Origin of the sequence: Cellulomonas sp. PS-H5 (assembly GCF_019265565.1) — a bacterium.
Taxonomy (GTDB): domain Bacteria; phylum Actinomycetota; class Actinomycetes; order Actinomycetales; family Cellulomonadaceae; genus Cellulomonas.
This window is the reverse complement of record NZ_JAHVCI010000013.1, coordinates 20,439-46,979: the sequence shown is the minus strand read 5'-3', so window position 1 is coordinate 46,979 and position 26,541 is coordinate 20,439. Positions and strand designations below refer to the sequence as shown.

General features: G+C 75.3%; 26 protein-coding genes. 12 read left to right on the top strand and 14 right to left on the bottom strand.

What is annotated here, in order from left to right:
• Nucleotides 1–46: 46 nt before the first annotated feature.
• The 5 genes from J5O08_RS07635 to valS form a co-directional block, all read right to left on the bottom strand.
• Nucleotides 47–1,861: a long-chain fatty acid--CoA ligase gene (locus tag J5O08_RS07635; RefSeq protein ID WP_218706280.1), complete on the bottom strand. Its 1,815-nt coding sequence runs from the start codon at nt 1,859–1,861 to the stop codon at nt 47–49.
• Nucleotides 1,862–2,072: 211 nt separating this feature from the next.
• A complete protein-coding gene (locus J5O08_RS07630; RefSeq protein ID WP_255589457.1) occupies nt 2,073–2,849 on the bottom strand; it encodes an amino acid ABC transporter ATP-binding protein in 777 nt (258 codons plus the stop codon).
• Nucleotides 2,846–3,688 carry an amino acid ABC transporter permease gene (locus tag J5O08_RS07625; protein ID WP_217614013.1) on the bottom strand — a complete coding sequence of 281 codons (843 nt, stop codon included), beginning with the start codon at nt 3,686–3,688 and terminating at the stop codon, nt 2,846–2,848. Before J5O08_RS07625 ends, J5O08_RS07630 begins: the two co-directional genes overlap by 4 nt.
• A 1-nt stretch (nt 3,689) precedes the next feature.
• On the bottom strand, nt 3,690–4,514 hold the full coding sequence (locus J5O08_RS07620) for a transporter substrate-binding domain-containing protein (RefSeq protein ID WP_218706279.1): 825 nt from the start codon (nt 4,512–4,514) through the stop codon (nt 3,690–3,692).
• 187 nt (nt 4,515–4,701) lie between these two features.
• Nucleotides 4,702–7,410 carry a valine--tRNA ligase gene (valS, locus tag J5O08_RS07615; RefSeq protein ID WP_218706278.1) on the bottom strand — a complete coding sequence of 903 codons (2,709 nt, stop codon included), beginning with the start codon at nt 7,408–7,410 and terminating at the stop codon, nt 4,702–4,704.
• A gap of 180 nt (nt 7,411–7,590) precedes the next feature.
• Between valS and J5O08_RS07610 the strand changes: the two genes are divergently transcribed.
• Together J5O08_RS07610 and J5O08_RS07605 are read left to right on the top strand one after the other, a co-directional pair.
• The gene (locus tag J5O08_RS07610; RefSeq protein WP_308281462.1) at nt 7,591–11,481 is read left to right on the top strand and encodes a Pls/PosA family non-ribosomal peptide synthetase; all 3,891 of its coding nucleotides are present in this window, start codon (nt 7,591–7,593) and stop codon (nt 11,479–11,481) included.
• Nucleotides 11,478–12,833: a M1 family metallopeptidase gene (locus J5O08_RS07605; protein ID WP_218706275.1), complete on the top strand. Its 1,356-nt coding sequence runs from the start codon at nt 11,478–11,480 to the stop codon at nt 12,831–12,833. The genes J5O08_RS07610 and J5O08_RS07605 overlap by 4 nt, the downstream gene beginning before the upstream one ends.
• A 98-nt stretch (nt 12,834–12,931) precedes the next feature.
• Here J5O08_RS07605 and J5O08_RS07600 read toward each other — a convergent pair whose 3' ends face one another.
• Both J5O08_RS07600 and J5O08_RS07595 read right to left on the bottom strand, forming a co-directional pair.
• Complete coding sequence (locus tag J5O08_RS07600; protein WP_218706274.1) at nt 12,932–13,681, bottom strand: 4'-phosphopantetheinyl transferase superfamily protein; 750 nt, start codon at nt 13,679–13,681, stop codon at nt 12,932–12,934.
• Nucleotides 13,682–13,811: 130 nt separating this feature from the next.
• The gene (locus J5O08_RS07595) at nt 13,812–15,284 is read right to left on the bottom strand and encodes an MFS transporter (protein ID WP_218706273.1); all 1,473 of its coding nucleotides are present in this window, start codon (nt 15,282–15,284) and stop codon (nt 13,812–13,814) included.
• A 194-nt stretch (nt 15,285–15,478) separates the two neighbouring features.
• On the opposite strand from J5O08_RS07595, the gene J5O08_RS07590 reads away from it, so the two are divergent.
• Entirely contained in the window at nt 15,479–16,327 is an 849-nt protein-coding gene (locus tag J5O08_RS07590; protein ID WP_218706272.1) for a LysR family transcriptional regulator, read from the top strand.
• A 2-nt stretch (nt 16,328–16,329) separates the two neighbouring features.
• On the opposite strand, the gene J5O08_RS07585 is transcribed toward J5O08_RS07590, so the two are convergent.
• The gene (locus J5O08_RS07585; protein ID WP_218706271.1) at nt 16,330–17,274 is read right to left on the bottom strand and encodes a nucleoside hydrolase; all 945 of its coding nucleotides are present in this window, start codon (nt 17,272–17,274) and stop codon (nt 16,330–16,332) included.
• A 142-nt stretch (nt 17,275–17,416) separates the two neighbouring features.
• Here J5O08_RS07585 and J5O08_RS07580 point away from each other — a divergent pair, with 142 nt between their 5' ends.
• The 4 genes from J5O08_RS07580 (at nt 17,417) to J5O08_RS07565 (ending at nt 20,304) form a co-directional block, all read left to right on the top strand.
• The gene (locus tag J5O08_RS07580; RefSeq protein ID WP_218706269.1) at nt 17,417–18,082 is read left to right on the top strand and encodes a hypothetical protein; all 666 of its coding nucleotides are present in this window, start codon (nt 17,417–17,419) and stop codon (nt 18,080–18,082) included.
• 114 nt (nt 18,083–18,196) lie between these two features.
• Nucleotides 18,197–19,168 (top strand): TIGR03557 family F420-dependent LLM class oxidoreductase, encoded by a 972-nt coding sequence (locus tag J5O08_RS07575; protein WP_147797194.1) that lies wholly within the window; start codon nt 18,197–18,199, stop codon nt 19,166–19,168.
• A gap of 44 nt (nt 19,169–19,212) precedes the next feature.
• A complete protein-coding gene (locus J5O08_RS07570) occupies nt 19,213–20,001 on the top strand; it encodes a coenzyme F420-0:L-glutamate ligase (protein ID WP_218706308.1) in 789 nt (262 codons plus the stop codon).
• A gap of 54 nt (nt 20,002–20,055) precedes the next feature.
• Complete coding sequence (locus J5O08_RS07565) at nt 20,056–20,304, top strand: DUF433 domain-containing protein (RefSeq protein WP_218706268.1); 249 nt, start codon at nt 20,056–20,058, stop codon at nt 20,302–20,304.
• A 10-nt stretch (nt 20,305–20,314) separates the two neighbouring features.
• Here J5O08_RS07565 and J5O08_RS07560 read toward each other — a convergent pair whose 3' ends face one another.
• The 3 genes from J5O08_RS07560 to J5O08_RS07550 form a co-directional block, all read right to left on the bottom strand.
• The gene (locus J5O08_RS07560) at nt 20,315–20,926 is read right to left on the bottom strand and encodes a hypothetical protein (protein ID WP_218706267.1); all 612 of its coding nucleotides are present in this window, start codon (nt 20,924–20,926) and stop codon (nt 20,315–20,317) included.
• A 140-nt stretch (nt 20,927–21,066) separates the two neighbouring features.
• Nucleotides 21,067–21,297, bottom strand: a complete 231-nt coding sequence (locus J5O08_RS07555; RefSeq protein WP_218706266.1) for a hypothetical protein — start codon at nt 21,295–21,297, stop codon at nt 21,067–21,069.
• 79 nt (nt 21,298–21,376) lie between these two features.
• Complete coding sequence (locus tag J5O08_RS07550) at nt 21,377–21,757, bottom strand: YbjQ family protein (RefSeq protein ID WP_166943435.1); 381 nt, start codon at nt 21,755–21,757, stop codon at nt 21,377–21,379.
• A 161-nt stretch (nt 21,758–21,918) separates the two neighbouring features.
• Here J5O08_RS07550 and J5O08_RS07545 point away from each other — a divergent pair, with 161 nt between their 5' ends.
• Nucleotides 21,919–22,311, top strand: coding sequence for a hypothetical protein (locus J5O08_RS07545; protein WP_217614030.1), 393 nt, complete (start codon nt 21,919–21,921; stop codon nt 22,309–22,311).
• Nucleotides 22,312–22,410: 99 nt separating this feature from the next.
• Nucleotides 22,411–23,169, top strand: a complete 759-nt coding sequence (locus tag J5O08_RS07540) for an SDR family oxidoreductase (protein ID WP_218706265.1) — start codon at nt 22,411–22,413, stop codon at nt 23,167–23,169.
• A gap of 139 nt (nt 23,170–23,308) precedes the next feature.
• On the opposite strand, the gene J5O08_RS07535 is transcribed toward J5O08_RS07540, so the two are convergent.
• Nucleotides 23,309–23,881 (bottom strand): HhH-GPD-type base excision DNA repair protein, encoded by a 573-nt coding sequence (locus J5O08_RS07535; protein WP_218706264.1) that lies wholly within the window; start codon nt 23,879–23,881, stop codon nt 23,309–23,311.
• 116 nt (nt 23,882–23,997) lie between these two features.
• On the opposite strand from J5O08_RS07535, the gene J5O08_RS07530 reads away from it, so the two are divergent.
• Complete coding sequence (locus J5O08_RS07530) at nt 23,998–24,561, top strand: hypothetical protein (RefSeq protein ID WP_218706263.1); 564 nt, start codon at nt 23,998–24,000, stop codon at nt 24,559–24,561.
• Nucleotides 24,562–24,574: 13 nt separating this feature from the next.
• Here the strand turns inward: J5O08_RS07530 and J5O08_RS07525 are convergent, their stop codons facing one another.
• Nucleotides 24,575–24,793: a hypothetical protein gene (locus J5O08_RS07525; RefSeq protein ID WP_218706262.1), complete on the bottom strand. Its 219-nt coding sequence runs from the start codon at nt 24,791–24,793 to the stop codon at nt 24,575–24,577.
• Between the two features lie 163 nt (nt 24,794–24,956).
• Here J5O08_RS07525 and J5O08_RS07520 point away from each other — a divergent pair, with 163 nt between their 5' ends.
• Nucleotides 24,957–25,322 carry an iron chaperone gene (locus J5O08_RS07520; RefSeq protein WP_218706261.1) on the top strand — a complete coding sequence of 122 codons (366 nt, stop codon included), beginning with the start codon at nt 24,957–24,959 and terminating at the stop codon, nt 25,320–25,322.
• 161 nt (nt 25,323–25,483) lie between these two features.
• Nucleotides 25,484–26,158 carry a 2-phospho-L-lactate guanylyltransferase gene (gene cofC / locus J5O08_RS07515; RefSeq protein ID WP_308281460.1) on the top strand — a complete coding sequence of 225 codons (675 nt, stop codon included), beginning with the start codon at nt 25,484–25,486 and terminating at the stop codon, nt 26,156–26,158.
• 12 nt (nt 26,159–26,170) lie between these two features.
• On the opposite strand, the gene J5O08_RS07510 is transcribed toward cofC, so the two are convergent.
• A complete protein-coding gene (locus J5O08_RS07510) occupies nt 26,171–26,506 on the bottom strand; it encodes a hypothetical protein (RefSeq protein ID WP_218706260.1) in 336 nt (111 codons plus the stop codon).
• Between the last annotated feature and the right edge of the window lie 35 nt (nt 26,507–26,541).

Here is a 26,541-nt window from a genome sequence, read left to right as displayed (position 1 = left end):
GCGCACGGCGTGCCGGGCCGGACCTCTCCCCGTCAGGGGTGGGGCGTCAGTGCTCCCGGGTGTCGACGTAGAGCTCCTCGACGTCGGCCGCGAAGTCCTTGAGCACCAGCGCGCGCTTCACCTTGAGCGACGGGGTCAGGTAGCCGTTCGCCTCGGTGAAGTCACCGTCGAGCACCCGCACCTTGCGGATGGACTCCGCGCGGGACACGGCCTCGTTGGCGCGCGCGGCGGCGCGGTCGAGGGCCGCCAGCACCTCGGGGTGCTTCCCCGCGGCGCGGACGTCCATCGGCGGCAGGCCGTGCATCGACAGCCAGCCGGGGAGCATGTCGGCGTCCAGGGTGACCAGGGCGCCGATGAACGGGCGGCCGTCGCCGACGACCACGACCTGGCTGACCAGCGGGTGGCCGCGGAACCGGTCCTCCAGCACCGCCGGCGCGACGTTCTTGCCCCCCGCGGTGACGATGAGCTCCTTGGCGCGGCCGGTGAGCCGCAGGTAGCCGTCGTCGTCCAGGGTGCCGATGTCGCCGGTCGCGAACCAGCCGTCGGCGTCCAGCACCTCGGCGGTGGCCTCGGCGTTGTCGTGGTAGCCGCGGAACACGTGCGGGCCCTTGGCGAAGACGTTGCCGTCGTCGTCCACGCGCAGCGACGTGCCCGGGTACGCGGGGCCGACGGTGCCGATCTTGATGAGCCCGGGGCGGTTGACCGCGGACGGCGCGGTGGTCTCCGTCAGCCCGTAGCCCTCGAGCACCACGAGGCCGAGGCCGCGGTAGTAGTGGCCCAGCCGCTCGCCCAGCGGGGCGCCGCCGGAGATCGCGTACCGGAGCGAGCCGCCCATCGCGTCCCGGAGCTTGCGGAGCACCAGGGACGACGCGAGGGCGTGCGCGGCCTTGAGCTGCGCGGACGGACCGGCGGCGGTGTCGAGGGCGCGGGAGTAGGTGATGGACACCTTGGCGGCCCAGCGGAACAGCTTGAGCTTCGCGCCGTGGCCGGCCTTCTGCTCGGCGGAGTTGTAGACCTTCTCGAACACCCGCGGCACGGCCAGGATGTACGTCGGCCGGAACGACGCGAAGTCGGCGAGCAGGTTCCGGGTGTCGGGGGTGTGGCCCAGCGGGGAGCCCGCCTCGATCGCGACCATCTGGATGAACCGCGCGAACACGTGCGCGAGCGGCATGAACAGCAAGGTCCGGGAGCCCGGTGTCGCGCACACCTCGGCCAGCGCGGCGACGCCGTTGCGGGCGTTGTCGACGAAGTTGCCGTGGCTCAGCTCGACGCCCTTGGGCCGGCCCGTCGTGCCCGAGGTGTAGATGATCGTCGCGAGGTCCGCGGCGGTGGCCAGGGAGCGGCGGCGCTCGATCTCGGCGTCGGCGACGTCGGCGCCCGCGGCGACCAGGTCGGCGAGCCCGCCCTCGTCGATCACCACGACCTCGCGGACCGCCGGGACCGCCTCGCGCACGTGGCCGACGACCGCGGCGTGCGCGGCCGTCTCGACGACGACGAGCGAGGCGCCGGAGTTCGACAGGATCCACTCGACCTGCTCGGCCGAGGACGTCTCGTAGACCGGCACGCCGACGCCGCCGGCGAACCACACCGCGAAGTCGGTGAGCGTCCACTCGTACCGGGTGCGGGACATGATCGCGACGCGGTCGCCCGGCTCGAGCCCCTGCGCGACCAGGCCCTTCGCCAGGGCGGTCACCTCGCGGACGAACTCGGCGACCGTCACCGGCGCCCAGGAGCCGCCGAGACCGGTCGACCGCTCGAAGATCACGCTCGACGCGCCGCGGGCCAGGCGCCGCAGCAGCAGGCCGGGCACGTTGAGCGCGGGGTCGTGCGGGGCGGGCGTGTCGGCGCTGAACTCGCGCATCGGTGCTCCTGGTGCGGGGGTCGGGGGACCGGGGCGCGCACCGCGCTGACGAGCGGCGACGACCGTTCGCGCCATGCTATCGGCCACCTGTGCGCCCACCCGGGACCCGGGGACGACAAGACCGGGCCGCCGGGATCGTGGGATCCCGACGACCCGGTCGGGTCGTGCGTGCCGTCGCGCGGCGGCCGTCCGGCGACTGTCGGGCGGCCGGTCAGGCCACGTCGGTGTGCGTCGGGTCCAGCACCCGCTGCAGGAACGTCTGCGTCCGCGCCTCACGCGGCGCCCCGATGACCTGGTCCGCGGGGCCGTCCTCGACGATGACGCCGCCGTCCATGAACACCACGCGGTCGCCCACGTCGCGCGCGAACGCCATCTCGTGCGTCACGACGATCATCGTCATGCCGCCGTCGGCCAGGTCCCGCATGACGCCGAGCACGTCGCCGACGAGCTCCGGGTCGAGGGCCGAGGTCGGCTCGTCGAACAGCATGAGCTGCGGGTCCATCGACAGCGCCCGGGCGATCGCGACCCGCTGCTGCTGCCCGCCGGACAGCTGCGCCGGGTGCGCGTCCGCGCGGTCCGCGAGGCCGACGCGCTCGAGGTTCGCGCGGGCGATCCGGTCCGCCTCCGCCGCGGAGCGCTTGAGCACGCCCCGCTGGGCCATCGTGCAGTTCTCCAGCACGGTCTTGTGCGCGAACAGGTTGAACTGCTGGAACACCATGCCGACGTGGGTCCGGACCTGGTCGATGTCGACGTCCGGGTCGGTCACGTCGACGCCCAGCACCTCGACGGCGCCGCCGGTCGGCTCCTCCAGGAGGTTCACGCAGCGCAGCAGGGTCGACTTGCCGGAGCCCGACGGGCCGATGACGCAGACCACCTCGCCGGCGTGCACGTCCAGGTCGATGCCGGTGAGCACCTCGCGCTCGCCGAACGCCTTGCGCAGGCCGGCGATCCGGACCACGGGGGCGCCGGTGGGGGAGGTGGCGGTCATGTGCGGCTCCTCGCGCCGGTGCGCTTCTCCAGGTACCGCGCGAGCTGGCCCAGGGGGAGCGTGATGAGCAGGTAGCAGGCGCCGATGAGGAACAGCGGCGTCAGGCCGCCCTGCGCGCTGTTGAGCGCGTCGCGGCCGATCTTGGTCAGGTCGTACTGGCTGACGGCGAGGCCGAGCAGGAACACGAGCGAGGTGTCCTTGGTCAGCAGGATCAGCTCGTTCGTCATCGGCGGCAGCACGATCCGGAACGCCTGCGGGATCACGACCTGGCGCAGCGTGCGCCCGTGCGACATGCCGAGCGAGCGCGCCGCCTCGACCTGGCCCTTCGGCACCGCCTGCAGGCCGGCGCGCAGCGTCTCCGCGATGTAGGCGGCGGAGACCAGGCCGAGGGCGAGCGCGGCCTTCGTCGTGACCGACGGGATGTTCACGCCGAACGCGATCGGCACGGCGTAGCCGAACGAGATCACGACCAGCAGCGCCGGGATGCCGCGGAAGAACTCGATGTAGACGATCGCGATCCACCGGTACAGCGCGACCGACGACATCCGCATCAGGGCGAGGGCCGTGCCGAGCGACAGGCCGACCGCGAACCCGGCCGCGGTGTACGTGATCGTGTTGAGGAACGCCCGCGGCAGCTGCGGGGCGATCGCCGCGATCGCGTCGGTGTTGAAGAAGTTCGTCCCGACGTTCTCCCAGTCGATCGCCAGCGCGACCGCCACCAGGACGACCACGAGCAGCGCGTACTGGGCGAGCCGGAAGACCCGCGCGCGCCGGCGCGGGCTCCACCGGCGCCGGGACGCGGGGAGCGTCCCGGGCGCCGGCGTGGACGTGGTCGTCACGTCAGCCGTCCGACGGGCTCGGCGACGCCGACGCGGTCTCCGAGGTCATCGGCGCGGTGCCGATGAACTGGGTGTAGAGCTCGTCGTAGGTGCCGTCCTCGCGGATCCGCTCCAGGGTGGCGTTGATCTGGTCGAGCAGCGCGGTGTTGCCCTGCTTCACGCCCAGGCCGTACTGCTCGCCCGTGGAGAAGTTCGCGCTGACCTCGAAGCCCTCGGAGACGTACGGGCCGAGCACCGCGATGTCGTTGACGACCGCGTCGACCTGGCCGGTCTTGAGCGCCTGGATCTGCAGGCCGAGGTCCTCGAACTGGACGGTCTGCAGGCCGTTGTCCGTGGCCCAGGTCTCGCCCGTCGTGGCCTGCTGGACGCCGACGGTCTTGCCCTCCAGGGTCTCCACCGAGTCGATGTCCGAGCCCTCCGGGACCAGCAGGCCCTGGTCGGCGTCGAAGTACGGGTCGGAGAAGTCGATCTTCTGCTGGCGCTCCGGGGTGATGGTGATGCCCGAGGCGACGACGTCGCAGTTGTTCGTGTTGAGGTCCGCGCCCGACTGGATGCCCTCGAACGGGGTCACCTTGGTGGTGAGCGTGACGCCCAGGTCGGTGGCGACCTCGTTGACGATCGCGATGTCGAGGCCGACGACCTCGCCGTCCTCCTCGTACTCGAACGGCTCGTAGGGCGGGTTCGTGCAGACGGTGAGGGTGCCGTCGCTGACGAGCTGGACCCCGCCGTCGGACGAGGCGGCGTCGTCGCCGCTGCCGCCGCAGGAGGCGAGCAGCAGCGCCGCCGCGACGGCGGCGGGCAGGGCGGCGAGGGTGCGGGTGCGCATGGGTGACTCCTGGTGGGGGAAGACCGGCCGCAAGACTATACATTCGCGACGATACGTATGCATAACCAGTCCCGGTGGGGACGAGAGTCCCAGACTGCCACGCCGGCGCGCACCCGCACGGCGGCCGCAGACGCCACGAGGGCGCACCCCCGGGTGGGGGTGCGCCCTCGTCGTGCGCGTGGAGCCGTCAGGCGGTGGGCTTCTGCTTCGGCTCCGGCGGGAGCAGCTCGGCGTCCCGGGCCACGACCGTCGCGTCCGGGGCGTCCGGGACCTCGACGACGTCGAGCTCGCCCGTGGCCCGGCCCGCGGCGCGGACGTCGCCGAGCGCCACCTGCACGCCCGGCAGCAGCGCCGCCGGGACCTCGAGGCGGGCCCGCAGGATCTCGGTCCGCATCGAGACCTTGGCCTCGGACTTGAGCTTGCGCAGCGCGGCCAGGGCCGAGCCGGCGGCGGCGACGACCGCGTAGTCCTCGTCGCCCGCGGCCGCGCGCAGCGGCTCGGACGTGGGCCACGGCGCGCGGTGCACCGAGCCCTCGCGCCACCAGGACCAGACCTCCTCGGTCGCGAACGGCAGCACCGGGGCGAACAGCCGCAGCAGCACGTCGAGCGCGAGGTTCAGCGCGGCGCGCGCCGACGCCGTCTCGGCCGTGACGTCCGCGTCGGCGGCGCCTGCGCCGTACGCGCGGTCCTTGACCAGCTCGAGGTAGTCGTCGCAGAACGTCCAGAAGAACGTCTCGGTCAGCTCGAGCGCGCGGGTGTGGTCGTACGCCTCGAGCGCCGCGGTCGCGCGGTCGACCACGTCCGCCAGGCCGGCGAGCATCGCGCGGTCCAGCGCCTCGGTGACCAGGGCCGGGTCGAGCGCCGCGGCGCCCTGCTCGGCCGAGCCGAAGCCCAGCACGAACTTCGACGCGTTGAGCACCTTGATCGCCAGGCGGCGGCCGATCTTCATCTGGCCGACCTCGAACGCCGCGTCGGTGCCCAGGCGGGCCGAGGCCGCCCAGTACCGGACCGCGTCCGAGCCGTGCTCCTCGAGCAGGCCCATCGGCGTGACGACGTTGCCCTTGGACTTCGACATCTTCTTGCGGTCGGGGTCCAGGATCCAGCCCGAGATCGCCGCGTCCTTCCACGGCAGCGAGCCGTGCTCCAGGTGCGAGCGGACGACCGTCGAGAACAGCCAGGTGCGGATGATGTCCTGGCCCTGGGGGCGCAGGTCCATCGGGAACACCCGCTCGAACAGGTCGGGGTCGGTGCGCCAGCCGCCCGCGATCTGCGGGGACAGCGACGACGTCGCCCAGGTGTCCATGATGTCGGGGTCGCCCACGAAGCCGCCCGGGACGCCGCGCTGCTCGGCCGTGTAGCCGGCGGGCACGTCGGACGACGGGTCGACCGGGAGCTGGTCCTCGGTCGGGAGGATCGGGTGGTCGTGGTCGACCTCGCCCTCCGCCGAGACCGGGTACCAGACCGGGAACGGCACGCCGAAGAACCGCTGCCGGGAGACGAGCCAGTCGCCGTTCAGGCCGCCGACCCAGTTCTCGTACCGCACCCGCATGAAGTCCGGGTGGAAGCCCAGCTCGGTGCCCCGGGCGAGCAGCTGCGCGCGGAGGTCCTCGTCGCGGCCGCCGTTGCGGATGTACCACTGGCGGGACGTGACGATCTCGAGCGGCTTGTCGCCCTTCTCGAAGAAGTTCGCCTTGCGCTGGGTCGCCTGCGGCTCGCCGTCCAGGTCGCCCGACTCGCGCAGGCCGGCCACGACCGCCTCGCGCGCCGAGAACGTGGTCTTGCCCGCCAGCTCGCCGTACAGGGCGCGGCCGGCCTCGTCGGTGATCCAGTCCGGGGTGTCCCGCACCAGGCGGCCGTCGCGGCCGATCACCGAGCGGGTCGGCAGCTGCAGCTCGCGCCACCACTGCACGTCGGTCAGGTCGCCGAAGGTGCAGCACATCGCGATGCCCGCGCCCTTGTCCGGCTCGGCGGCCGGGTGCGCCAGCACCGGGACCTCGACCCCGAACAGCGGGCTGGTCACCGTGGTGCCGAACAGGTGCTGGTAGCGCTCGTCGTCGGGGTGCGCGATGAGCGCGACGACGGCGGGCAGCAGCTCCGGGCGGGTGGTCTCGATGAACACCGGGTCGGCGCCGTCGCGGTGGAAGGCCACCTTGTGGAACGCGCCCGGGTAGTCGCGCGCCTCGAGCTCGGCCTGCGCCACGGCGGTCTGGAACGTCACGTCCCACAGGCCCGGGGCCTCGGCCTGGTACGCCTCGCCGCGGGCGAGGTTGCGCAGGAACGCCTGCTGGGCGACCGCGCGGGCCTCGCCGGAGATGGTCTGGTAGGTGCGCGACCAGTCGACCGACAGGCCGAGCCGGCGCCACAGCGCCTCGAACTGCTGCTCGTCCTCGACGGTCAGCCGCTCGCACAGCTCGACGAAGTTGCGCCGGCTGATCGGCACCTGGTCGGCGGCCTTGACGCTCTTGCCCTCGCCGCCGACGTGCGGCGGCTCGAAGCCCTCGTCGTACGGCAGCGACGGGTCGCAGCGCACGCCGAAGTAGTTCTGCACGCGGCGCTCGGTCGGCAGGCCGTTGTCGTCCCAGCCCATCGGGTAGAACACCTCGGCGCCGCGCATCCGGCGGTACCGGGCGACGACGTCGGTGTGCGTGTACGAGAACACGTGGCCCACGTGCAGCGAGCCGGAGACGGTGGGCGGCGGGGTGTCGATGGAGTACACCTGCTCGCGGGTCTTCGACCGGTCGAACGCGTACGTGCCCTGCTCGGTCCACGCGCCGTCCCAGCGGTCCTCGACGCCGTCGAGCGACACCCGGTCCGGTACCTCGCGCACCGCGCGTACGGCCGCGGCGGCGGTCGTCGGGGGTGCGGCGGGCGTGGCGGCGGGGGACAGGTCGGTCATGGGCACACATCTTCCCAGATGTCCGGGCCTGCCCCGACGCCGCTCCCGGTGACCGGGACGCGAACGCCGGGCGACGCCCCGGTGAACCGTCGTGGGCCGCCGCGACCCGCGCGGCGAGGCTGTGTCACAGTGCCGGTCGGCCGCCCGGGACCTGGCGCGGCCGACGGGCGGGAGGAACACGTGGGCGAACCGGACGGGCTGCTGCGGTCGGGGCTGGCGGCGGCGCCGCGGACCCTGGCGGACGTGCTCGCGGCGACGGTCGCGGCGCACGGCGACGCGCCGGCGATCGACGACGGCACCACGGTGCTGACGTACGCGGAGCTGGACGGGGTCGTGCGGGCGGCTGCGGCGGGGCTGGCGGCCGAGGGGATCGGGCCGGGGTCGCGGGTCGGCGTGCGGGTGCCGTCGGGCACCGCCGAGCTGTACTCGGCGATCCTCGCGGTGCTGGCCGCGGGCGCGGCGTACGTGCCGGTCGACGTCGACGACCCCGACGAGCGGGCGCGGACGGTGTTCGCCGAGGCCGCCGTCGACCGGGTGCTGGCCGAGGGCGACCTGCGCGCGCTGGTGGCGGCGGGGCGGCGGCGCGGCGCGGGCGCGGCCGTGCGCGGTCCCGGGCTCGGCGACGACGCCTGGATCATCTTCACCTCCGGGTCGACCGGCGCCCCGAAGGGCGTGGCCGTGACCCACCGGTCGGCGGCCGCGTTCGTCGACGCCGAGGCGCGGCTGTTCCTGCAGGACCGCCTGCTCGGCCCGGGGGACCGGGTGCTCGCGGGTCTGTCCGTGGCGTTCGACGCCTCCTGCGAGGAGATGTGGCTGGCCTGGGCGCACGGCGCCTGCCTGGTGCCCGCGCCGCGCGCGCTGGTCCGCACCGGCATGGACCTCGGCCCGTGGCTGGTGGCGCAGGGGATCACGGTCATCTCGACGGTGCCGACGCTCGCGGGCCTGTGGCGGCCCGAGGAGCTGGCCGGCGTGCGGCTGCTGATCTTCGGCGGCGAGGCGTGCCCGCCGGAGCTCGCGGCGCGGCTGGTCACCCCGAGCCGGGAGGTGTGGAACACCTACGGGCCCACCGAGGCGACCGTCGTGGCGTGCGCCGCGAGGATGACCGGCGAGGGCCCGGTCCGGATCGGGCTGGCCCTGGACGGCTGGGACCTCGCGGTCGTCGGCGAGGACGGCACCCCCGTCGCCGAGGGCGAGACGGGCGAGCTGATCATCGGCGGCGTCGGGCTGGCGCGGTACCTCGACCCCGCCAAGGACGCCGAGAAGTACGCCCCGGCACCAGGTCTCGGCTGGGAGCGCGCGTACCGCAGCGGCGACGTCGTCCGGCTGGACCGCGCCGGGCTGCTGTTCGTCGGGCGCGCGGACGACCAGGTCAAGATCGGCGGCCGGCGGATCGAGCTCGGCGAGGTCGAGGCCGCGCTGGGCGGGCTGCCGGACGTCGCGGGCGCGGCCGTCGCCGTGCGCCGCACCCCGGCGGGGACCGCCGTGCTGGCCGGGTACCTGGTGCCGGCCGAGGGCGCGACGCTCGACCTCGGCGACGCGCGGGCGCGGCTCCGGGAGGTGCTGCCCGCGGCGCTGGTGCCGCTGCTCGGGGTCGTCGACGCGCTGCCCACCCGCGGGTCGGGCAAGGTCGACCGGGACGCGCTGCCGTGGCCGCTGCCGGGCGCGGGGTCGCCGGGCGGGGGCGGGGCGGGCGATGCCGCCGGGCCCGTGGGCCTGTCACCCACCGCCGCCTGGGTCGCCCAGCGGTGGACGGCCGCGCTCGGCGCGCCGGTGTCCGGGCCCGACGACGACTTCTTCGCGGCCGGTGGCGGCAGCCTGGTCGCGGCCCAGCTCGTGTCGGCGCTGCGCGAGCGGTTCGGCACCGTGACCGTCGCCGACGTGTACGAGTACCCGCGGCTCGCGGACCTCGCCCGCCGGCTGGACGAGCTGGAGCCGGCGGCGCCCGCCACGGAGCGGGTCGTCGTGCCCACACCCGGGCGCGCGCAGGCGCTGCAGACGCTGCTCGGCGTGCCGCTCGCGGCGCTCGTCGGGCTGCGCTGGCTCACCTGGCTGCTCGCGGCCGAGCAGCTGCTCGCCGTCACCGGGGCCGTGCCCTGGCTCGAGCCCGTTCCGGCGTCCTGGTGGTGGCTGGCCCTGGGGTGGCTCGTGCTCATCAGCCCGCTCGGCCGGATGGGCTCGACCGTCCTGGTCGCGCGGACGCTGCTCCGGGGGCTCAGGCCCGGGCGGTACCCGCGGGGCGGGTCGGTGCACCTGCGGCTGTGGTTCGTCGAGAGCTGGGCCGCGGCCGCGGGCGCCGAGAACCTGTCCTGCGCGCCGTGGACCGCCGTCTACGCCCGGGCGCTCGGGGCCAAGGTCGGGGTCGACGTGGACCTGCACACCGCGCCGCCCGTCACGGGCCTGCTGACGCTCGGCGACCGGTGCGCCGTCGAGCCCGAGGTCGACCTGCGCGGGCACTGGCTCGACGGCGACGTCCTGCACGTCGGGCGGGTGCGGATCGACAAGCGCGCGACCGTCGGCACCCGGAGCACGATCGCCCCGGGCGTCCGCATCGGGCAGGGCGCGCAGGTCGCGGCCGGCTCGGCGGTGCTCTCCGGGGTCGCGCCGGGCGAGCTGTGGGCGGGGTCGCCGGCTGCGTTCGTCGGGCCGGCCGCGGAGCCGTGGCCCGAGGGCCGGGCGCCGCGCGGGCGCCGGTGGGTCGGCGTGTACGGGGGCACGGCCGCGGCGCTCGCGGCGCTGCCGGTCGTCGCCGCGACGGTCGGCCTGCTGGTGGTCGCCGCGGGGGTGCGCGACGCGGGGTCGTGGGGCGGGGCGTGGGACGACGCGCTGCTGGCCGTGCCGCTCGCCGCCCTGGCGTCGTTCGCCGTGCTCGCGCTGGTCACGCTCGCGGGCGTCCGGCTGCTCGGGATCGGCGTCGCCGAGGGCCACCACCCCGTGCGCAGCCGGGTCGGCTGGCAGGTCTGGGCCACGCAGCGGCTGATGGACGACGCGCGCAGCACGCTCTACCCGCTGTACGCGAGCACCCTGACGCCGCTGTGGCTGCGGGCCCTCGGCGCGCGGGTCGGCCGGGACGTCGAGGCGTCGACCGTCCTCATGCTGCCGTCGCTCACCACGGTCGGCGCCGGGTCGTTCCTGGCCGACGACACGCTGATCGGCTCCTACGAGCTCGGGCGCGGGTGGCTGCGCGTCGAGCGGGCCAAGGTCGGCAAGCGGGCGTTCCTCGGCAACTCCGGGATGATCGCGCCGGGCCGGGCGGTCCCCAAGCGCGGGCTCGTCGCGGTGCTGTCGGGTGCGCCCGAGCGGGCCAAGCCGGGCACGTCCTGGCTCGGCTCCCCGCCGGAGCCGCTGCGCCGCACCCCGGGCGACTCCGACACCTCGCGCACCTTCGACCCGCCGGTGCGGCTGCGGGTCGCCCGGGCGCTCGTCGAGGCGTGCCGGCTGCTGGCGGTGGTCGTGGCGTTCGGGATCGGCGTCGCGGTGCTGCTGGTGCTCGGGGAGGTCGCGCACGCGCGCGGCCTCGGCGCGGCGGCGCTGCTGTCGCCGGTGGTCGTCGTGGGCGCCGCGGTCCTCGCGTGCGCCGTGGCCGTCGTCGCCAAGTGGGCGCTGGTCGGCCGGATCCGGGCGGGGGAGCACCCGCTGTGGAGCGGGTTCATCTGGCGCAACGAGCTCGCCGACGCCTTCCTCGAGGTCGTCGCCGTGCCGTGGCTCGGCCCCGCGACGGTCGGCTCGCCCGCGATGAACCTGTGGCTGCGGGCGCTCGGCTCCCGGATCGGCCGCGGGGTCTGGTGCGAGACGTACTGGCTGCCCGAGGCCGACCTCGTGACCCTCGGCGACGGGGCCACGGTGAACCGCGGGTGCGTGCTCCAGACGCATCTGTTCCATGATCGGGTGATGAGCATCGACACCGTCCGCCTGGACGACGGCGCGAGCGTGGGCCCGCACGGCGTGGTCCTGCCCGCCGCGAGCCTCGGCGCGGGCGCCTCCGTCGGCCCCGCGTCGCTCGTGCTGCGCGGCGAGTCCATCCCGGCGGGCAGCCGCTGGACCGGGAACCCGGTCGCGCCGGTGACCGCGTGACGGGGGGTGCGGGGGCGGCGGGCGTCGCGGCGGGGGCGACCGCCGCGACGGAGGGCGTCGACCCGTACCTGCCCGACCGCGGCCCCGGCGGCCTCGACGTGGCGCGCTACGAGCTCGACCTGGACTACCGGGTCGCGACCAACCGGCTCGACGCGCGCGCGGTCGTGCACGCCACCGCCGCGACCGACCTGGACCGGCTGTCCCTCGACCTGGTCGGGCTGCAGGTGTCCCGGGTCCTGGTCGACGGGCGGCGCCCCGGGCGGTTCGCCGTGCGGGACGGGCGCCTGGAGGTGCGGCTGGCTCGGCCCGTCGCGGCCGGGGCGCCGGTCACCGTCGAGGTGCACTACGGCGGCAGCCCCGGCCCGCGCCGCGGACCGTGGGGCGAGGTCGGCTGGGAGGAGCTGACCGACGGCGTCATCGTCGCCGGCCAGCCCGACGGCGCGCCGTCCTGGTTCCCGTGCGACGACCGGCCGTGCGCCAAGGCCGCGTTCCGGATCGCCGTCACCACCGAGGTCGGCTACGAGGTCGTCTGCAACGGCGCGCTCGTCTCCCGCCGCCAGCGGTCGAGCCGCGTCCGCTGGGAGTTCGAGCAGCGCGAGCCCACCGCGCCCTACCTCGCGACGGTCCAGATCGGGCGGTACGAGCGGACCGCGCTCGCCGGCGGGCCCGTGCCGCAGGACGTCGTCGCCCCGCCGCGGCTGCGGGCCGCGCAGGCGCACGACTTCGCCCGGCAGCCCGAGATGATGGCGCTGTTCGTCGACCGGTTCGGGCCGTACCCGTTCGACCGCTACGACGTCGTCGTCACCGACGACCCGCTGGAGATCCCGCTCGAGGCGCACGGCCTGTCCGTGTTCGGCGCCAACCACGTCGACGGCCGGCGCGGGACCGAGCGGCTGGTCGCGCACGAGCTGGCCCACCAGTGGTTCGGCAACAGCCTGACCGCCGCGACCTGGCGGGACATCTGGCTGCACGAGGGGTTCGCCGCGTACGCGGAGTGGCTGTGGGAGGAGGCCGCCGGCGGCCGGTCCGCCGACGCCCAGGCGCGCACCGTCCGGCAGCGGCTCGCCGGGCTGCCGCAGGACCTCGTCATCGGCGACCCCGGCCCCGACCTCATGTTCGACGACCGGCTCTACAAGCGCGGCGCCCTCACCCTGCACGCCCTGCGGACCGACCTCGGCGACGGGCCGTTCTTCGACGTGCTGCGCGCGTGGACGGCGCGGCACCAGCACGCCACGGTGACGACGGCGGCGTTCGCGGCGTGCGTCGCGGACGTGGCGGGGGTGGACGCGAGCGCGCTGCTGGGCGCGTGGGTGGGCGCGGCGCCGCTCCCGGCGCTGCCGCGGAGGCGCTGACGCCGCCCCGGCCGCCGAGGTCGAGCGTTCGCCCGCGCCGCGCCTGCTGAACCACTCGATCTCGGCGAAAACGCTCGACCTCGGCGGTGGTGCGCCCGTCAGGGGAGGGGAAAGGTGCGGTCGTCGAGCGCCGGGGGCGCGCTCGGCGACATGGGCAGCAGCGCGGCGAGCGCGGCGATGTGGTCGGCGCCGGCGTCGATGTCGGTCAGCCACCAACGCGTGCCGGGTGCGCGAGCGAGGGCCGCACCGGCGGCCGGGTCCACGACCCGCACCTCCGGCCGGCCGGCCGCGTCGGACACCCGCAGCGCCCGCGGGTCGACCGCGAGCCCCGTGCCCGCGGCCTTGAGCACCGCCTCGGTGCGGGCCCAGGTGCGGAGCAACCCGTGCGGCCCGGCGGCGGGCGGTTCGCCGGGCGCGAGGACGACGCGCGCGAGGTCGTCGCCGCCCCGGGCGCGCACCCCCGCACCGTCCCGTGGGTCGCCCTCGGTCCGGCGCACGGGCTCGACATCCACGCCGACCGGCCCGTCGTCGCTCAGCGCGACGACGACCAGGTCGCCCCCGCGGCTCAGCGACACGTGCGGCACCTGGCCGCCGTCCGTGCGGTCCGCGACCGGGACCCCGTGCGCCGCCGACCCGCAGCGGGGGCAACGCCGCCGCACCCGGACGGCGTCCGGCTCCACCCCGCACGCCTCCGCGACGGCGCGGCGCGCGAGCAGCAGCACCGAGGCGACGGCGGCCCGGTCGGCGGGCGCGGCGCGATCGAGGCGCGCGCGCTCGTGCGGGGCGAGCAGCGGCACCAGCACGTCGGCGGGCACGACGGCGGCGCGGCGCACGCGGATCAGGGGCACGGCGCCATCCTCCCGCGGCGGGGTCCCCACCCGGTTCTCGCCGTGCCACCCGAACGAGAGGGTGGCAGTGCGACAACCGGGTGGGGACCAGGACGGGCGGGCGTCGTCCCCGGGCCGGACCCGCGAGGCGTCAGGCGGCGACGGCCTCGCGGGCCGGCTCGGTGGCCTCCTCCGCGGGGGCGCGGTGCGTGAAGCGGTGGAACGTCGCCCGGGTGCCGCCCTCGCTGCGCCGGGCCAGGGCCAGGCCGACGACGACCGCGCCGAGCAGCGGGCCGACGCCGCACGCGACCATGCCGGCGCGGGCGCCCAGGTGCTCGCACACCCAGCCGATCAGCGTCCCGGACACCGCCTGCGCGCCGAGCAGCACCAGCACGTAGAGCGCCATGACGCGGCCGCGGACGTGCGGGGCGACGGTCGTCTGCACGAGCGTGTTCGACCCCGTCAGGTACAGCAGGGTCACGACGCCCATCGCGATCAGCACGGTGATGAACACCGGCCGGGACGGCGCGGCGGCGGCGAGCAGCTGCAGCAGGCCGATCGCGCCCGCGAGCAGCACCAGGTGCGTGATCCGGCTGCCGCGCCGGCGGGTCGAGAGCAGCGCCCCGGTGAGCGCGCCGACCGCGAGCATCGAGGTGAGCAGCGCGTAGCCGCCGGCGTCGGTGCGGAACACCTGGTCGGTGTAGGCCGCGAGGACGGTCGCCATGTTGACGCCGGTGACGGCGACGAACCCGACGAGCACCACGGACCACAGGATCCGCGGGCTGCGCCGGACGTACGCGAGGCCCTCGCGGAGCTGGCCCTTGGCGCGCGCGACGACGGGCGTCGCGGTGAGCTCGGCGGTCCGCATGACCGAGAGCAGGGCGACCGCCGCGAGGCAGGCCACCGCGTTGAGCAGGAACGTCCAGCCCTCGCCGACCGCGCTGATCAGGCCGCCGGCGACCGCCGGGCCCACCAGGCCGCCGAGCTGGAACACCGCGGAGTTGACGCTGATCGCCTGGCGGAGGTGCTGCGGGCCGGCGACCTCGTGCACGAACGCCTGCCGCGCCGGGTTGTCGAACACCGTCGCGAGCCCGCTGACGAACGCGGCGACCAGCACGTGCCACGCCTGGACGTGCCCGCTGAGCGCGAGCACGCCGATCGCGAGCGTCGAGAGCCCGAAGATCGACTGGGTCACCATGAGGACGCGCCGGCGGGGGAACCGGTCCGCGACGACGCCGCCGACGAGCCCGAGCAGCAGCATCGGCACGAACTGCAGCGTGACCGTGAGACCGACGAGCGCGGCCGAGCCGGTGAGGCTGAGCACGAGCCAGTCCTGGGCGACGCGGGCGGCCCAGCCGCTCGTGTTCGTCAGGACCTGCGAGAAGACGTAGAGCCGGAAGTTCCGGACGCCGAGCGCGGCGAGCGTCGCGTTCCGGGGCTTCGGCGCGGCGGGCGCCGAGGAGGCGGCGGCCGCGGCGTCGGCGGGGGTGTCGGCCACCGGCCGGGGGCGGCGGTGCAGCGCGAGGCGCGGGCCGTGCAGCGTGCGGCTCAGGCGGCTCGTGGCGGCGGTGGCGGTGCGGCGGGTGCGGGTCGGGGACGGGGCGTGGCGGCGAGCCGAGGGCACAGGTGTTCCTTGCTGAGGCGATGCGGTGAGGTGTCGGTGCGGAACTCAGGTCCGTGACGAGTCGTGTCCCTCTAGGCTACGGCGCCCGCGGCGATTTCTTGAGGTGATGGCGGCAATCACTGTGATCACGTTCTGTAATGATGTGGTGAAGGCGCCGCAGGTCAGCGGGCCGCCGCCCGAGCCGGAGGATCGTCGTGTTTGACCCCGACCAGCTGCGCACTTTCCTCGCCGTTTCCGAGACGTTGAACTTCACGCGCGCCGCGGCCCGGCTGTCCCTGTCGCAGCCCACGGTGAGCCAGCACGTGCGCAAGCTCGAGGACGCCGCCGGGCGCCGCCTGCTGGACCGCGACACCCGCGGGGTCGCCCTCACCGACGACGGCCAGGCGATGGCGACGTTTGCCCGGACGATCCTCGCGGCCCACGACGAGGCGACCCGGTACTTCACGGGCTCGGCGATGCACGGCCGGCTGCGGTTCGGGGCGGCCGACGACCTCGCGCTCGCCCAGCTGCCGCGGGTGCTCCGCGACTTCCGCCGCCTGCACCCGCGGATCAACCTGGAGCTGACCGTCGCGCAGAGCGGCGCGCTGCACCGGCGGCTCCGGGCGGGCCAGCTCGACCTGGTCTACATCAAGGAGGCCACCGGCCAGGCGGAGGGGCAGCTCGTCCGCCGCGACCGGCTGGTGTGGGTCGCGGTGCCCGGGACGGCGGTCGACGCCGAGGCGCCGGTGCCGCTCATCACCTACCAGGGCGCGTCGCTGACCCGGCAGGCCGCCGTCCGGGCCCTTACCGAGGCCGGCCGGCCGTGGCGCACGACGTGCAAGGTGATCGAGGTCAACGGTGTGCTCGCCGCGCTCCGGGCCGGGCTCGGCATCGCCGTGCTGCCGCAGAGCCTGCTGCCGGAGGACCTCGTGCAGCTGCCGGCCGCCGCGCTCGGGCTGCCGGACCTCGGGGACGTCGACATCACGCTGGTGGCGAACCCGCAGTCGCCGCGTGAGCCGATCGACGCGCTGACCACGGCGATCCTGGGCCAGGCGCCGCGCTGACGTCAGGACGGGTCGCCGATCCGCTCCAGGGCGTCGACGACCAGGTCCCAGAACCGGTCCCGGTCCAGCTCGAGCGCGATCGCCGTCGGGCAGTCGTCGGGTGCGGGGGCGCGCAGGTCGACGACCGTCATCCCGGTGGTCAGCTCGCCCGCGAGCTCCACGTCCACGGGCGCCCGCCGCACCGTCATCACCGACGGGTCGATCACGTAGGCCACGGCGCACGGGTCGTGCACCGGCGGGGCGTCGAACCCCATCGTGTCCCGGTACGACGCGGTGAAGAACGCGAGCAGCTCCTCGACGAACCGCGCGGGAGCGGTGCCGACGTCCGCGATCCGGCGCACGACCTCCGGGGTGGCGAGCGCCTGGTGCGTCAGGTCGAGCCCGACGACCACGACGTCCCACCCGGCGCGCAGCACGACCCGCGCGGCCTCCGGGTCCTCCCGGATGTTGAACTCCGCCACCGGCGACCAGTTCCCGGTCCGGTACGCGCCGCCCATGAGGACCACCTGCCGCACCCGCTCGACGATGCGGGGCTCCCGCAGCACGGCCAGCGCGATGTTGGTGAGCGGCCCGGTCGGGACCAGCGTCACGGTGCCGGGCTCCCGGCTCATCACCGTCTCGACGATCAGGTCCACCGCGTGCCGCGGGTCGAGCGCCTGCGCGGGCTCGGGCAGGACCGGGCCGTCGAGGCCCGACTCGCCGTGGATGCTCGGGGCGTGGTCCCGGACCCGGACGATCGGGCGGTCTGCGCCCGCGGCGACCGGGACGCCCGTCAGACCGGCCACCCGGGCGACGGCGAGCGCGTTGCGGGTGACCTTGGCGAGGTCCTGGTTGCCCGCGACGGTCGTGACGGCGAGCAGCTCGACCTCCGGGCTGCCGTGCGCCAGCAGCAGGGCGACCGCGTCGTCGTGGCCGGGGTCGCAGTCGAGGATGATCGGGCGGGGCATCGGTGCTCCTCACGTCGGCCGGGGGAGCGTCGCAGCGGGCGGCGGGGCGGGTCAAGACGCGCTCGCGTAGGTGGTGCCGCGGGCACGCCTGCCCCGTGACTCCTGCTTCGCTGGTTCTCCGACGTCGACGAGGAGGTGGCCGGTGCCGGACCGGGACGGCGCGCCCCGCCCAGCGGGGTGGGAGCGCGCGCTGGGCGTCGCAGTCGGTGGGGTCGTCGCAGCCGTCGCCGCCGTCGTTCTGTGCGTCGTGCTCGCCGACCGGGTCCTGGTGCTCCTCGTGCTCGCCGCCGTCGGCCTCGCCGTCGCGGCGGTCGTCCGGCTGGTGCGGAGCCTGCGACGAATCGGCGCCCTGGACGAGGCGCGATGGGTGGCGCTCGCCCGGGTGGTCCTCGTGCTCCTCGGTGTCGGGGTCGCTGTCCGCGGGGCGGTCGGGCTCGAGCGCGAGGGCCTCACCCTCGCGTCCGTCGACGACGTGATGTGGTCGGCCGGACCGTGGCCGCCGGGCGTCGCGACCCGGCTCCACCTGATGTCGGAGCTCGGCCGACCGGCGTGGGAGGTGGTCCTGAGCGCGCTCGGCGGTGTGGTGCTCGCGTGGCTCCTGATCGGCGCGGGCGTTGCCGGGCTGCGGTCGTGGGCGGCGGCCGATCGGGCGGCTGCCGCCGGGACGGCGTCGCCCCCGTTCGCGACGCAGCGGGTCGAACGCCTTTTCGCGACCGTCCTGCTGGTCGCGCTCACCTGGCTGGTGGTCCGGGGGAACGTCGCGGCCCTGGTCGGCTGGTGGTCGTCGGGCCCCGGAATGTCCCCGTAACACCCGCTGGTTAGGCTCGACGGTGGGGCGCGCGTCCGCGCGGCCCGGGCACGAGGGAGAGCGTTCGTGGCACAGGGTGTGGTGGCCGAGGGCCTGCAGGTCGGGTACGCGGCGATGCTGGAGCAGTTCCATCCGACCGAGGCGGTCGAGCTGTCCGCCTACGCGGAGTCCCAGGGGTTCCTCGGCACGATGGCGGCCGACCACTACCAGCCGTGGGTGCCGCAGCAGGGGCAGTCCGCGTTCGTGTGGAACGTGCTGGCCGCTCTCGGCGAGCGCACCACCGGCGACATGGGCCCCGGGGTGACCGCGCCGACGTTCCGCTGGCACCCGGCGATGGTCGCGCAGGCGTCGGCGACGCTCGCCGCGATGTACCCGGGCCGGCACTGGCTGGGTCTGGGGTCCGGCGAGGCGCTGAACGAGCACATCACGGCCCAGTACTGGCCCGAGGCGCCCGAGCGCATCAACCGGATGTTCGAGGCCATCGACATCATCAAGAAGCTGTTCACGGCCTCGCTGGCGGGCAAGGACGTCAAGCACGCGGGCCAGTTCTACAAGGTCGAGTCGACCCGGCTGTGGACCATGCCCGAGGTCGCCCCGGAGATCCTGGTCGCCACGGCCGGCCCCGTCACGGCCAAGCGCGCGGGCAAGCACGCGGACGGCCTCATCACCGTCGGCGCCCCGCTGGAGAAGATCAGCGGCCTGTTCGGGAAGTTCGACGAGGGCGTACGCGAGTCGGGCCGCAACCCGGAGGACCTGCCGAAGGTGCTCCAGCTGCACCTGTCCTGGGCGGACACCGACGAGCAGGCGCTCGAGAACGCCATGGTCGAGTGGCCCAACGGCGGCATGAAGTTCCCCAAGGGCGACATCCGCTCGCCGTTCGACTTCGCGCAGATGGCCAAGCTCGTGCGCCCGGAGGACTTCGAGGGCCGCATGGTCATCTCGGCCGACCCCGACGTGCACCGGGCCGAGATCCAGAAGTACGTCGACCTCGGCTTCGACCGCATCTACCTGCACAACGTGGGCCGCAACCAGCGCGAGTGGATCGACGTGTTCGGCCGGGACGTGCTGCCGAAGCTGGTGCGCTGACGGTGACCGACGCCGGCGCCGGCCCGGTCTCCGCCGCGGCCGACCTGCTCACCGCCTGGGGCGTCCCCGGCATCGGCGAGGTGCGCCCCGGCGACGACCTGGCCGCGCTGCTCGGCGACGCCCTGGCGGCGGACGCGTCGGCCAGACCGTCGACGGCGCTCGCGGACGGCGACGTCCTCGTCGTGACGAGCAAGGTCGTGTCCAAGGCCGAGGGCCGCGTCGTGCAGGCCGAGGACCGCGAGGCGGCGATCACCGCCGAGACGGTGCGCGTCGTCGCGACCCGCGAGCACCCCGGCGGCGTCACGCGGATCGTCGAGAACCGGCTCGGCTTGGTGATGGCCGCCGCCGGCGTCGACGCGTCGAACGTGGACGAGGGCACGGTCCTGCTGCTGCCCGTCGACCCCGACGCGACGGCCCGGGCGCTGCGCACGGCGCTGGGGGAGCGGTTCGGGGTGACGGTCGGGGTCGTGGTGTCCGACACGGCCGGGCGACCCTGGCGGCAGGGCCAGACCGACATCGCCATCGGGGCGGCGGGGGTGCGGGTGCTGGACGACCTGCGCGGCTCGACGGACACGCACGGCCGCCCGCTGCAGGTCAGCATGGCGGCCGTCGCCGACGAGATCGCGGCCGCCGCCGAGCTGGTCAAGGGCAAGGCGACCGGGCGGCCCGTCGCGGTGGTGCGCGGGCTGGCGCACGTCGTGACCGTCGAGGACGGTCCGGGGGCGCGGGTGCTGGTGCGGACCGGCCCGGACGACATGTTCGCCGAGGGCACCGCGGAGGCGTACGCGCGCGGGTGGAAGGACGCGGCGGGGGCCGGCGGCGAGGTGCGCTGAGGCTGCGGCAGGTCGCCCTGTCGCGCTGGCGCGTCGATCGCTAGCGTCGACTGCATGGCGCGCCTCGATCGCATCACGTCAGACCCGGGCATCTGCCACGGTCAGCCGGTCGTGCATGGACTGCGGTACCCGGTGTCCATGCTGCTCGGGGTGATGTCCGCGGGCATGTCGAGCAAGGACATCCTGGACGACTACCCCGACCTGGAGGCCGAGGACCTGCTGGCCGCTCTCGAGTACGGGGCGTTCGTCGACGGCGGTCAGAACGACGACTCAGCAGGCGAGCAACGATCGGATTTCAGGTGAATGACGCGGATCAGATGTCGTTCAGGCTTCGGTCCGTTGCTGCGGGGTGACCGCCATCGGGGCGCTGGACGCGGTACCCAAGCTGCTCGAGCGCCGCGGCTGCGGCAGCCGGGTGGTCGCGGGTCGCGGCCTTCAGCTGCTTCGTACGCCACTCCCGACGGTTCTCGATGATGACGTTGCGCCACCCGACCTGAGCTCGTACCCCGAGCACATCGATCAAGATCTGCAACACGTCCTCGAGTGCCGGCCGGAAGCGGTCGCCGCCGACGGGGAAGTGCAAATCGTCGGGTCGTGGCAGACGGCCCTTGAGGGTGATGTCTCTCGTTCGCTTGCGTGCGAGGGGGGTCGCATCGCCGGCCAACGAAACCACTGCCGCCAGGTCTTGCCTGTCGTGGGGGACCTGCAGATGCGCGCGGGGCAGATGACCACCTCGCGTCGCGTCATAGTCGTACCGGAACAGGGGTATACCCGCCGCCGGGCCGAAGTAGACCGCGAACGTCGACTTGTCGACGCGCATGTGCACGCCTGCGGTGTCCAGTGCACAGAGGTAGCTGACCACCAGCGTCACGACCTCGTCGTCCGGCAGGGGCAGAGGAATCCCCGTATCGGGGAACTGCCGCACGGCGAACCTCGTACGTCCACCTCCCGAGAGCATGGTGGCTCGGAATGGCGCGCACCCGTCCCCCAGTACACCGAAGACCATCGCCGTGAGACTGGTGGCGAAGCTCTTCGCCTGATCCGGAAGAGCGCCCGCGCGCTCGCTCACACGGCTGGGGCGTCGTCGAGCAGGTAGTCCAGGAGATCAAGCTCTGACAGGGCGGCCACGCCGACGGCGTCGAGGCGGTACGCCGCGCCCAGCTCGCGGAGCTCGTCCGCCGTGACTCCTTGCTCAGCCAGGATCGCAGCGCGCCTCGCCCGCGCCTGCTCGACCGTGAGCTGCTCGAGAACTCCTGCAGGTGCCACGACGCTCTCCTCCGCTCGGACGTCGATCACTCATACCACTGTGGCACGGGCCGCCGACATGGGTGCAAGACGCGCCGTCAATGTGTGCGTGCTCGCGCGGCTGACTGAGTCACCGCCCCGGCTGCTGCCCCGCGATCTGCGCCGACTGCCCCGTCGCGCCCGGCTCGCCGGCCGGGATCGGCTCCGCGATGACCGCGGTGCCGTAGGCGCACACCTCGCTGAACTGCCCGATCGAGTCGGTGTCGAACCGCATCGCAACGATCGCGTTGGCCCCGCGCTGCGCCGCCTCCTCGGTCATGCGGCGCATCACCTCGTGCCGGGACTCGTACATGATCTTGGTGTACTCGGGGATCTCGCCGCCGCCGATGGAGCGGAAGCCCGCCGTGAAGTTCGCTCCGATGTTGGTCGAGCGCACGGTCAGGCCCATGACCTCGCCGAGCACCGCCTGGATGCGGTAGCCGGGGATCTCGTTGCTGGTCACCACGATCATGCGGCGATCGTGCCAGCACCGGCCGGTGGGCCGCGAACCCGGCGCGCAGGATCACCCGGGCGCCGGGTGCGCCGCCACCCACCCGGGCGCGGCTAGCATCGCGACGCCGGGCCCGCGGGCGCGGCGCCGACGGCGGGGGCACGACGAGAGGGAGGCCCGGGTTGGGCACGTCCGAGAAGTTCCAGTACGGCGACGGTCGGTGGGGCGGCGACCTCGCGGCCACCCCGAGCCTGGCGATCGAGGTCCAGGACAGCGACATCGCGGTCATCGACTACCGGCCGGCCCCGGAGGGCCTGGGCCGGTTCTACCTCGGTTTCCAGCCGCGCGACCTGTACGACGACCCGGCCGAGAGCGAGCCGGTCGACATCGAGGCCGAGGCGGAGGCCTTCGCCACGTGGGCCGAGTCGGTGGGCGCGCTCGACGTGCAGCCGAACGAGGTGCGTCGCCTCATGGCGATCGAGGGCGAGGAGCCGGAGGACACGTTCGTCGAGGAGACGGTGGTCCGGCTGCTGCGGCTGCTCGGGCTGTCGGTGCCGAAGGGGCTCGCGGGCTAGGGACCTTGCCGGGGTGACCTCACACCCGGGTGCCCTCCGTCGTCGACAGGGCGACGCGCGGCGCCCGCCGTGCGCGAGCACGAGCACGAGGAGCAGGAGATGAGGATCGCCGTCTGCGGCGGGACCGGGGTGGTCGGCCGGCACGTGGTGCGCGTCGCGGCCGAGCGGGGGCACGACGTCGCCGTCCTGAGCAGGGGGGCGGGCGTCGACGTCGCCGGCGGTCCCGACGCCGCGGTGGACGCCGCGCTCGCCGGGGCCGACGTGGTGGTCGACGTGCTCAGCACGACGACGCTGTCGGCGCGGCGCGCGGTCGCGTTCTTCGAGGCGACGACGCGCCGGCTGCTCGCCGCGGAGGAGCGCGCCGGGGTGCGGCACCACGTCGCGCTGTCGATCGTCGGCATCGACGGGATCGACGCGTCGTACTACGCGGGAAAGCTGGCGCAGGAGCGGCTGGTGGCCGCCGCGGCGGTCCCGCACTCGATCGTCCGCGCCGCGCAGTTTCACGAGTTCGCCGGGCAGATCGTGGCGCGGGCGTCGCTCGGGCCGGTGACGCTGGCTCCGCGGACGCTGACCCGCCCCGTGGCGGCGGCCGAGGTCGCCGAGCACCTCGTGCGGGTAGCCGAGGGTGGGCCGGTCGGCCGCGCGCCCGACCTGGTCGGCCCCGCGGACGACACCCTGGCGGGCATGATCCGCCGCCAGTCGACCCACGACGGGACGGGCCGCCGGGTGCTGGAGGTGCGGCTGCCCGGCGGGTACGGCGCGGGCCTGGCGTCGGGCGCCCTCCGCGGGGGCCCCGACGCGCTCCGCGGGCGCCTGACGTTCGACGACTGGCTGCGCTCGCCGACCCGAGACGTCTGACCCGCGCGCCGCCCCGGCAGCCTCGTGCGTCGAGCGAGCAGTCGACGCGTCGAGCGAGCAGTCGGCGAGTACTCGCTCGACGCGTCGAGTACCCCCTCGGCGGCAGGCGGGGCCGGGCGGGCCCCGACCGGCCCGGGCGTCAGGCCTTGGCGGCCCGCGCGGCGGCCTTCGCGGCCTGCTTGGTCTCCCGGACCCGGCGCAGCGACTCCGGGTCGCGCACGTCGGCGATCGACCGCGGCACGTCGTCCGCGTAGGCGCCCGCCGCCTCCTGCCAGCCGGCGGGGGTGACCCCGCGCTGCTTGGCGAGCAGCGCCAGGAAGATGCGGGCCTTCTGGTCGCCGAACCCGGGCAGCGCCTTGAGCCGCTTCAGCACGAGCGCGCCGTCCGGGTCGCCGTCGACCCAGATCCGGGTCACGTCGCCGTCGTAGTCGTCGACCACAGCGCGGGCGACCGCCTGGATGCGGCCCGCCATCGACCCCGGGAACCGGTGCACGGCCGGGGGAGTGGCGCACAGCGCGGCGAACTCCTCGGGGTCGGCCTCGGCGATGCGCCGGACGTCGAACCCGCTCATGCGCTGCTCGATCTTGGCCGGGCCCGCGAACGCCGACTCCATCGTGACCTGCTGGTCGAGCAGCATCCCGACGAGCAGGGCGAACGGGTCGGAGTCGAGCAGGCGGTCCGCGTCGGCGTCGCCGGTCAGCCAGAGGGTCATCGCGCCATTGTGCCCGAGGCCCGCGCGCTGCCGATCTCACCCGCCGCGGGTGCCACGGGGTGTTGACCGGGCGGTGGCGCGGGCGGACCGTGGACGGGGTACGAGGGGGTACCGCCATGCGCCGCCGACTGCTCGCCCTGCTGTCCGTCCTCTCGCTGCTGCTCGGGGCCGCCGTGCTCACGGCACCCGCGGCGTCCGCGCACCCGTACTGCGGGCAGGTCTGGGGTTCGCTCGCGAGGGGCGTCCCGGGCATGTCGGCCGGCCAGCTCACGGACGTGCGCGCGGGTCGGCACGACTGCTACGACCGGCTCGTCCTGGACGTCGACCGGCCGCTCACCGCGTGGTCGGTGCGGTACGTCGGTCAGGTCACGGCCGACGGCTCCGGCGCCGTGGTCCCGGTCCGCGGCGGGGCGCGGCTCGAGGTCGTCGCGCGCGTGAACGTCGTCCCGACCGACGCGTTCTTCGTCGGCGTCGGCACCGACCTCGTGAGCACCGCGGGCTACCGGACGTTCCGGCAGGTGGCCTGGGCGGGCAGCTTCGAAGGGGTGTCGACCGTCGGTCTCGGCGTGCGGGCGCGGCTGCCGTTCCGGGCGTTCGTGCTGCCCGGGCCGGGTGCCGGGTCGCGGCTGGTGGTCGACGTCGGGCACCAGTGGTGCGCGACGGGGCACACCGACTGCTGAGGGCCCGCGGCCCTCAGGGAACGACGGGCGCGGCGGCCGCCGCGGGCGGGACGGCCGTGTCGACCGCGCCCGGGTCGCCGAGGACCGCCGACCAGCGCAGGTCCGGGCAGTCCGCCGCGGTGGCGCAGAACCGCGCGGGCTCGTGCGCGCCCCAGCCCAGCGGGATGCCGACGACCCCGAACAGGCAGCCCGCGAGGGTGAGCACAGACATGACGCGCTGCCGCACGCTCATCGCCCCGCCTCCTGCCCGGCCCATCGACATCCTGTCCCCCCACCCATCGGCGACGCACCGCCCGGGTGGAGCGCGCATCCGGGTGATCGCGAGAGGCTGACCCGGCGGACGCGCCCTGCCAGGATCGGGGGAGGCGGACCCGCGCGGAAGAGGGGGAGCACCCATGACCGAGGTCACGGAGTACGTCACGTCGCTGCCGGACCCGGAGCGGGCGGTCGTCGCCGGGCTGCTCGACCGGGTGCCGGCCCTCGTGCCGGACGCCGAGCAGGGCACGAGCTACGGCATGGCCGCGTACCGACACCGGGGTCGGCCGCTCGTGGCGGTGGCGGTCGGACCGCGCGGGTGCACGGCGTACCCGTTCAGCTCCGACGTCACGGCCGCGGTGCTGGCGACGCTCGACGGGTTCGACGCCACCAAGGGCGGCATCCGGTTCACCGTCGACCGGCCGCTGCCGGGAGAGGCATTCGACGCGCTCGTCACGGGGCGCCGGGCCGAGATCGACGCGGCGCTGGACCGGCGTCGCGGCTGACGGCGCGGGGCCGGTGCCGGGGGCGAGCGCGGCTGCCCGGGCCGACGACGCCGTGCGGGCGCGTCCGAGGACGGGCGCCCGCCGGCACGCGCTCGTCGGCACCCGGTCGCCGGTGCCGGACGCGCGCGCCGCGCCGTCGCGGCCCCGCGTAGGGTGCGTCCGTGCTGCTCGGTCGGTGGGTCCTGGTCGTCCCGGTGAAGGACGCGCGGCGCGGCAAGACCCGGCTGGCCGACGTGCTGGAGCCGCGGGCGCGGGCCGCGCTCGTGCGGGCGATGGCCCTCGACACGGTCGAGGCGGTGCTCGCGAGCCCGCGCGTCGCCCGGGTCGTGGTGGTGACCGCCGACCCCGAGGTGACGTCGGCTGCGGCGGCGCTGCCGCGGGTGCGCGTGCTGCCCGAGCCGCCGCCGGCGCCCGAGGACGCCGTGGGCGGCTGGGCGTCGCTCGACCGGGCCGTGTCCGCCGGGGTGGCCGCCGCGCGCGGTGAGGCGCCGACCGCGCACGTCGGGGTGCTGCTGGGCGACCTGCCCGGGCTCGACCCGGCCGAGCTCGACGCGGCGCTCGAGGCCGCGGAGGCGCACCCGCTCGCGGTGCTGCCGGACGCCGAGGGCACGGGGACGACGCTGCTCACCGCCAGGGCGGGGGCTGCGCTGCGGCCGGCGTTCGGCGGCGGATCGTCGGCGGCGCACCGGGCGCTCGGGCACGCGGAGATCGCGCTGCCCGCGGACGCGACGCTGCGGCACGACGTGGACGTGCCGGCGGACCTGGCGGCGCTGGTCGCGCGCGGGGTCGGCGGGCGCACGGGGGCGCTGCTGCGGCGGCTGGGACCGCTGGGCTGAGCGCCGTCCTCGTCAGTCCTCGGGCCCGAGCACCGCGATCGGCGAGTAGCCCGCCCGGTCGGCCAGGCACGCCACGACCCGCTGCGCGTCGTCGCGCGTCGCGCCCTCCACCAGCTGCACGGTCACGGCCGCCGGCGGCCAGACGGTAGGTGTGATCGCCGAGAGCAGGGCCGGGTCGTCCCAGCAGGCAGCGGCGTCGCCGGTGACGTCCGGGCCGGCGACGACGGTCCACGGTCCGGGATCCGCGACGACCGGGATCCGGGGGAGGCCGTCGGCGAACACCAGCACCAGAGCCGCGATCCCGCCCGCCGTCACCGCCGCCCGGACCGCCGCCCGCCGCCGTCGCATGCCGCCTCCCGGGTCCGTGGTGCTCTCGCGTCGAC

What these genes read in the sequence shown, in the direction of transcription:
- J5O08_RS07635 (WP_218706280.1), bottom strand. Translation starts at nt 1,861, where the DNA reads ATGCGCGAGTTCAGCGCCGACACGCCCGCCCCGCACGACCCCGCGCTC.
- J5O08_RS07630 (WP_255589457.1), bottom strand. Translation starts at nt 2,849, where the DNA reads ATGACCGCCACCTCCCCCACCGGCGCCCCCGTGGTCCGGATCGCCGGC.
- J5O08_RS07620 (WP_218706279.1), bottom strand. Translation starts at nt 4,514, where the DNA reads ATGCGCACCCGCACCCTCGCCGCCCTGCCCGCCGCCGTCGCGGCGGCG.
- valS (WP_218706278.1), bottom strand. Translation starts at nt 7,410, where the DNA reads ATGACCGACCTGTCCCCCGCCGCCACGCCCGCCGCACCCCCGACGACC.
- J5O08_RS07585 (WP_218706271.1), bottom strand. Translation starts at nt 17,274, where the DNA reads ATGCCCCGCCCGATCATCCTCGACTGCGACCCCGGCCACGACGACGCG.
- J5O08_RS07575 (WP_147797194.1), top strand. Translation starts at nt 18,197, where the DNA reads ATGCTGGAGCAGTTCCATCCGACCGAGGCGGTCGAGCTGTCCGCCTAC.
- J5O08_RS07565 (WP_218706268.1), top strand. Translation starts at nt 20,056, where the DNA reads ATGGCGCGCCTCGATCGCATCACGTCAGACCCGGGCATCTGCCACGGT.
- J5O08_RS07550 (WP_166943435.1), bottom strand. Translation starts at nt 21,757, where the DNA reads ATGATCGTGGTGACCAGCAACGAGATCCCCGGCTACCGCATCCAGGCG.
- J5O08_RS07540 (WP_218706265.1), top strand. Translation starts at nt 22,411, where the DNA reads ATGAGGATCGCCGTCTGCGGCGGGACCGGGGTGGTCGGCCGGCACGTG.
- J5O08_RS07535 (WP_218706264.1), bottom strand. Translation starts at nt 23,881, where the DNA reads ATGACCCTCTGGCTGACCGGCGACGCCGACGCGGACCGCCTGCTCGAC.
- J5O08_RS07530 (WP_218706263.1), top strand. Translation starts at nt 23,998, where the DNA reads ATGCGCCGCCGACTGCTCGCCCTGCTGTCCGTCCTCTCGCTGCTGCTC.
- J5O08_RS07525 (WP_218706262.1), bottom strand. Translation starts at nt 24,793, where the DNA reads ATGAGCGTGCGGCAGCGCGTCATGTCTGTGCTCACCCTCGCGGGCTGC.
- J5O08_RS07520 (WP_218706261.1), top strand. Translation starts at nt 24,957, where the DNA reads ATGACCGAGGTCACGGAGTACGTCACGTCGCTGCCGGACCCGGAGCGG.
- J5O08_RS07510 (WP_218706260.1), bottom strand. Translation starts at nt 26,506, where the DNA reads ATGCGACGGCGGCGGGCGGCGGTCCGGGCGGCGGTGACGGCGGGCGGG.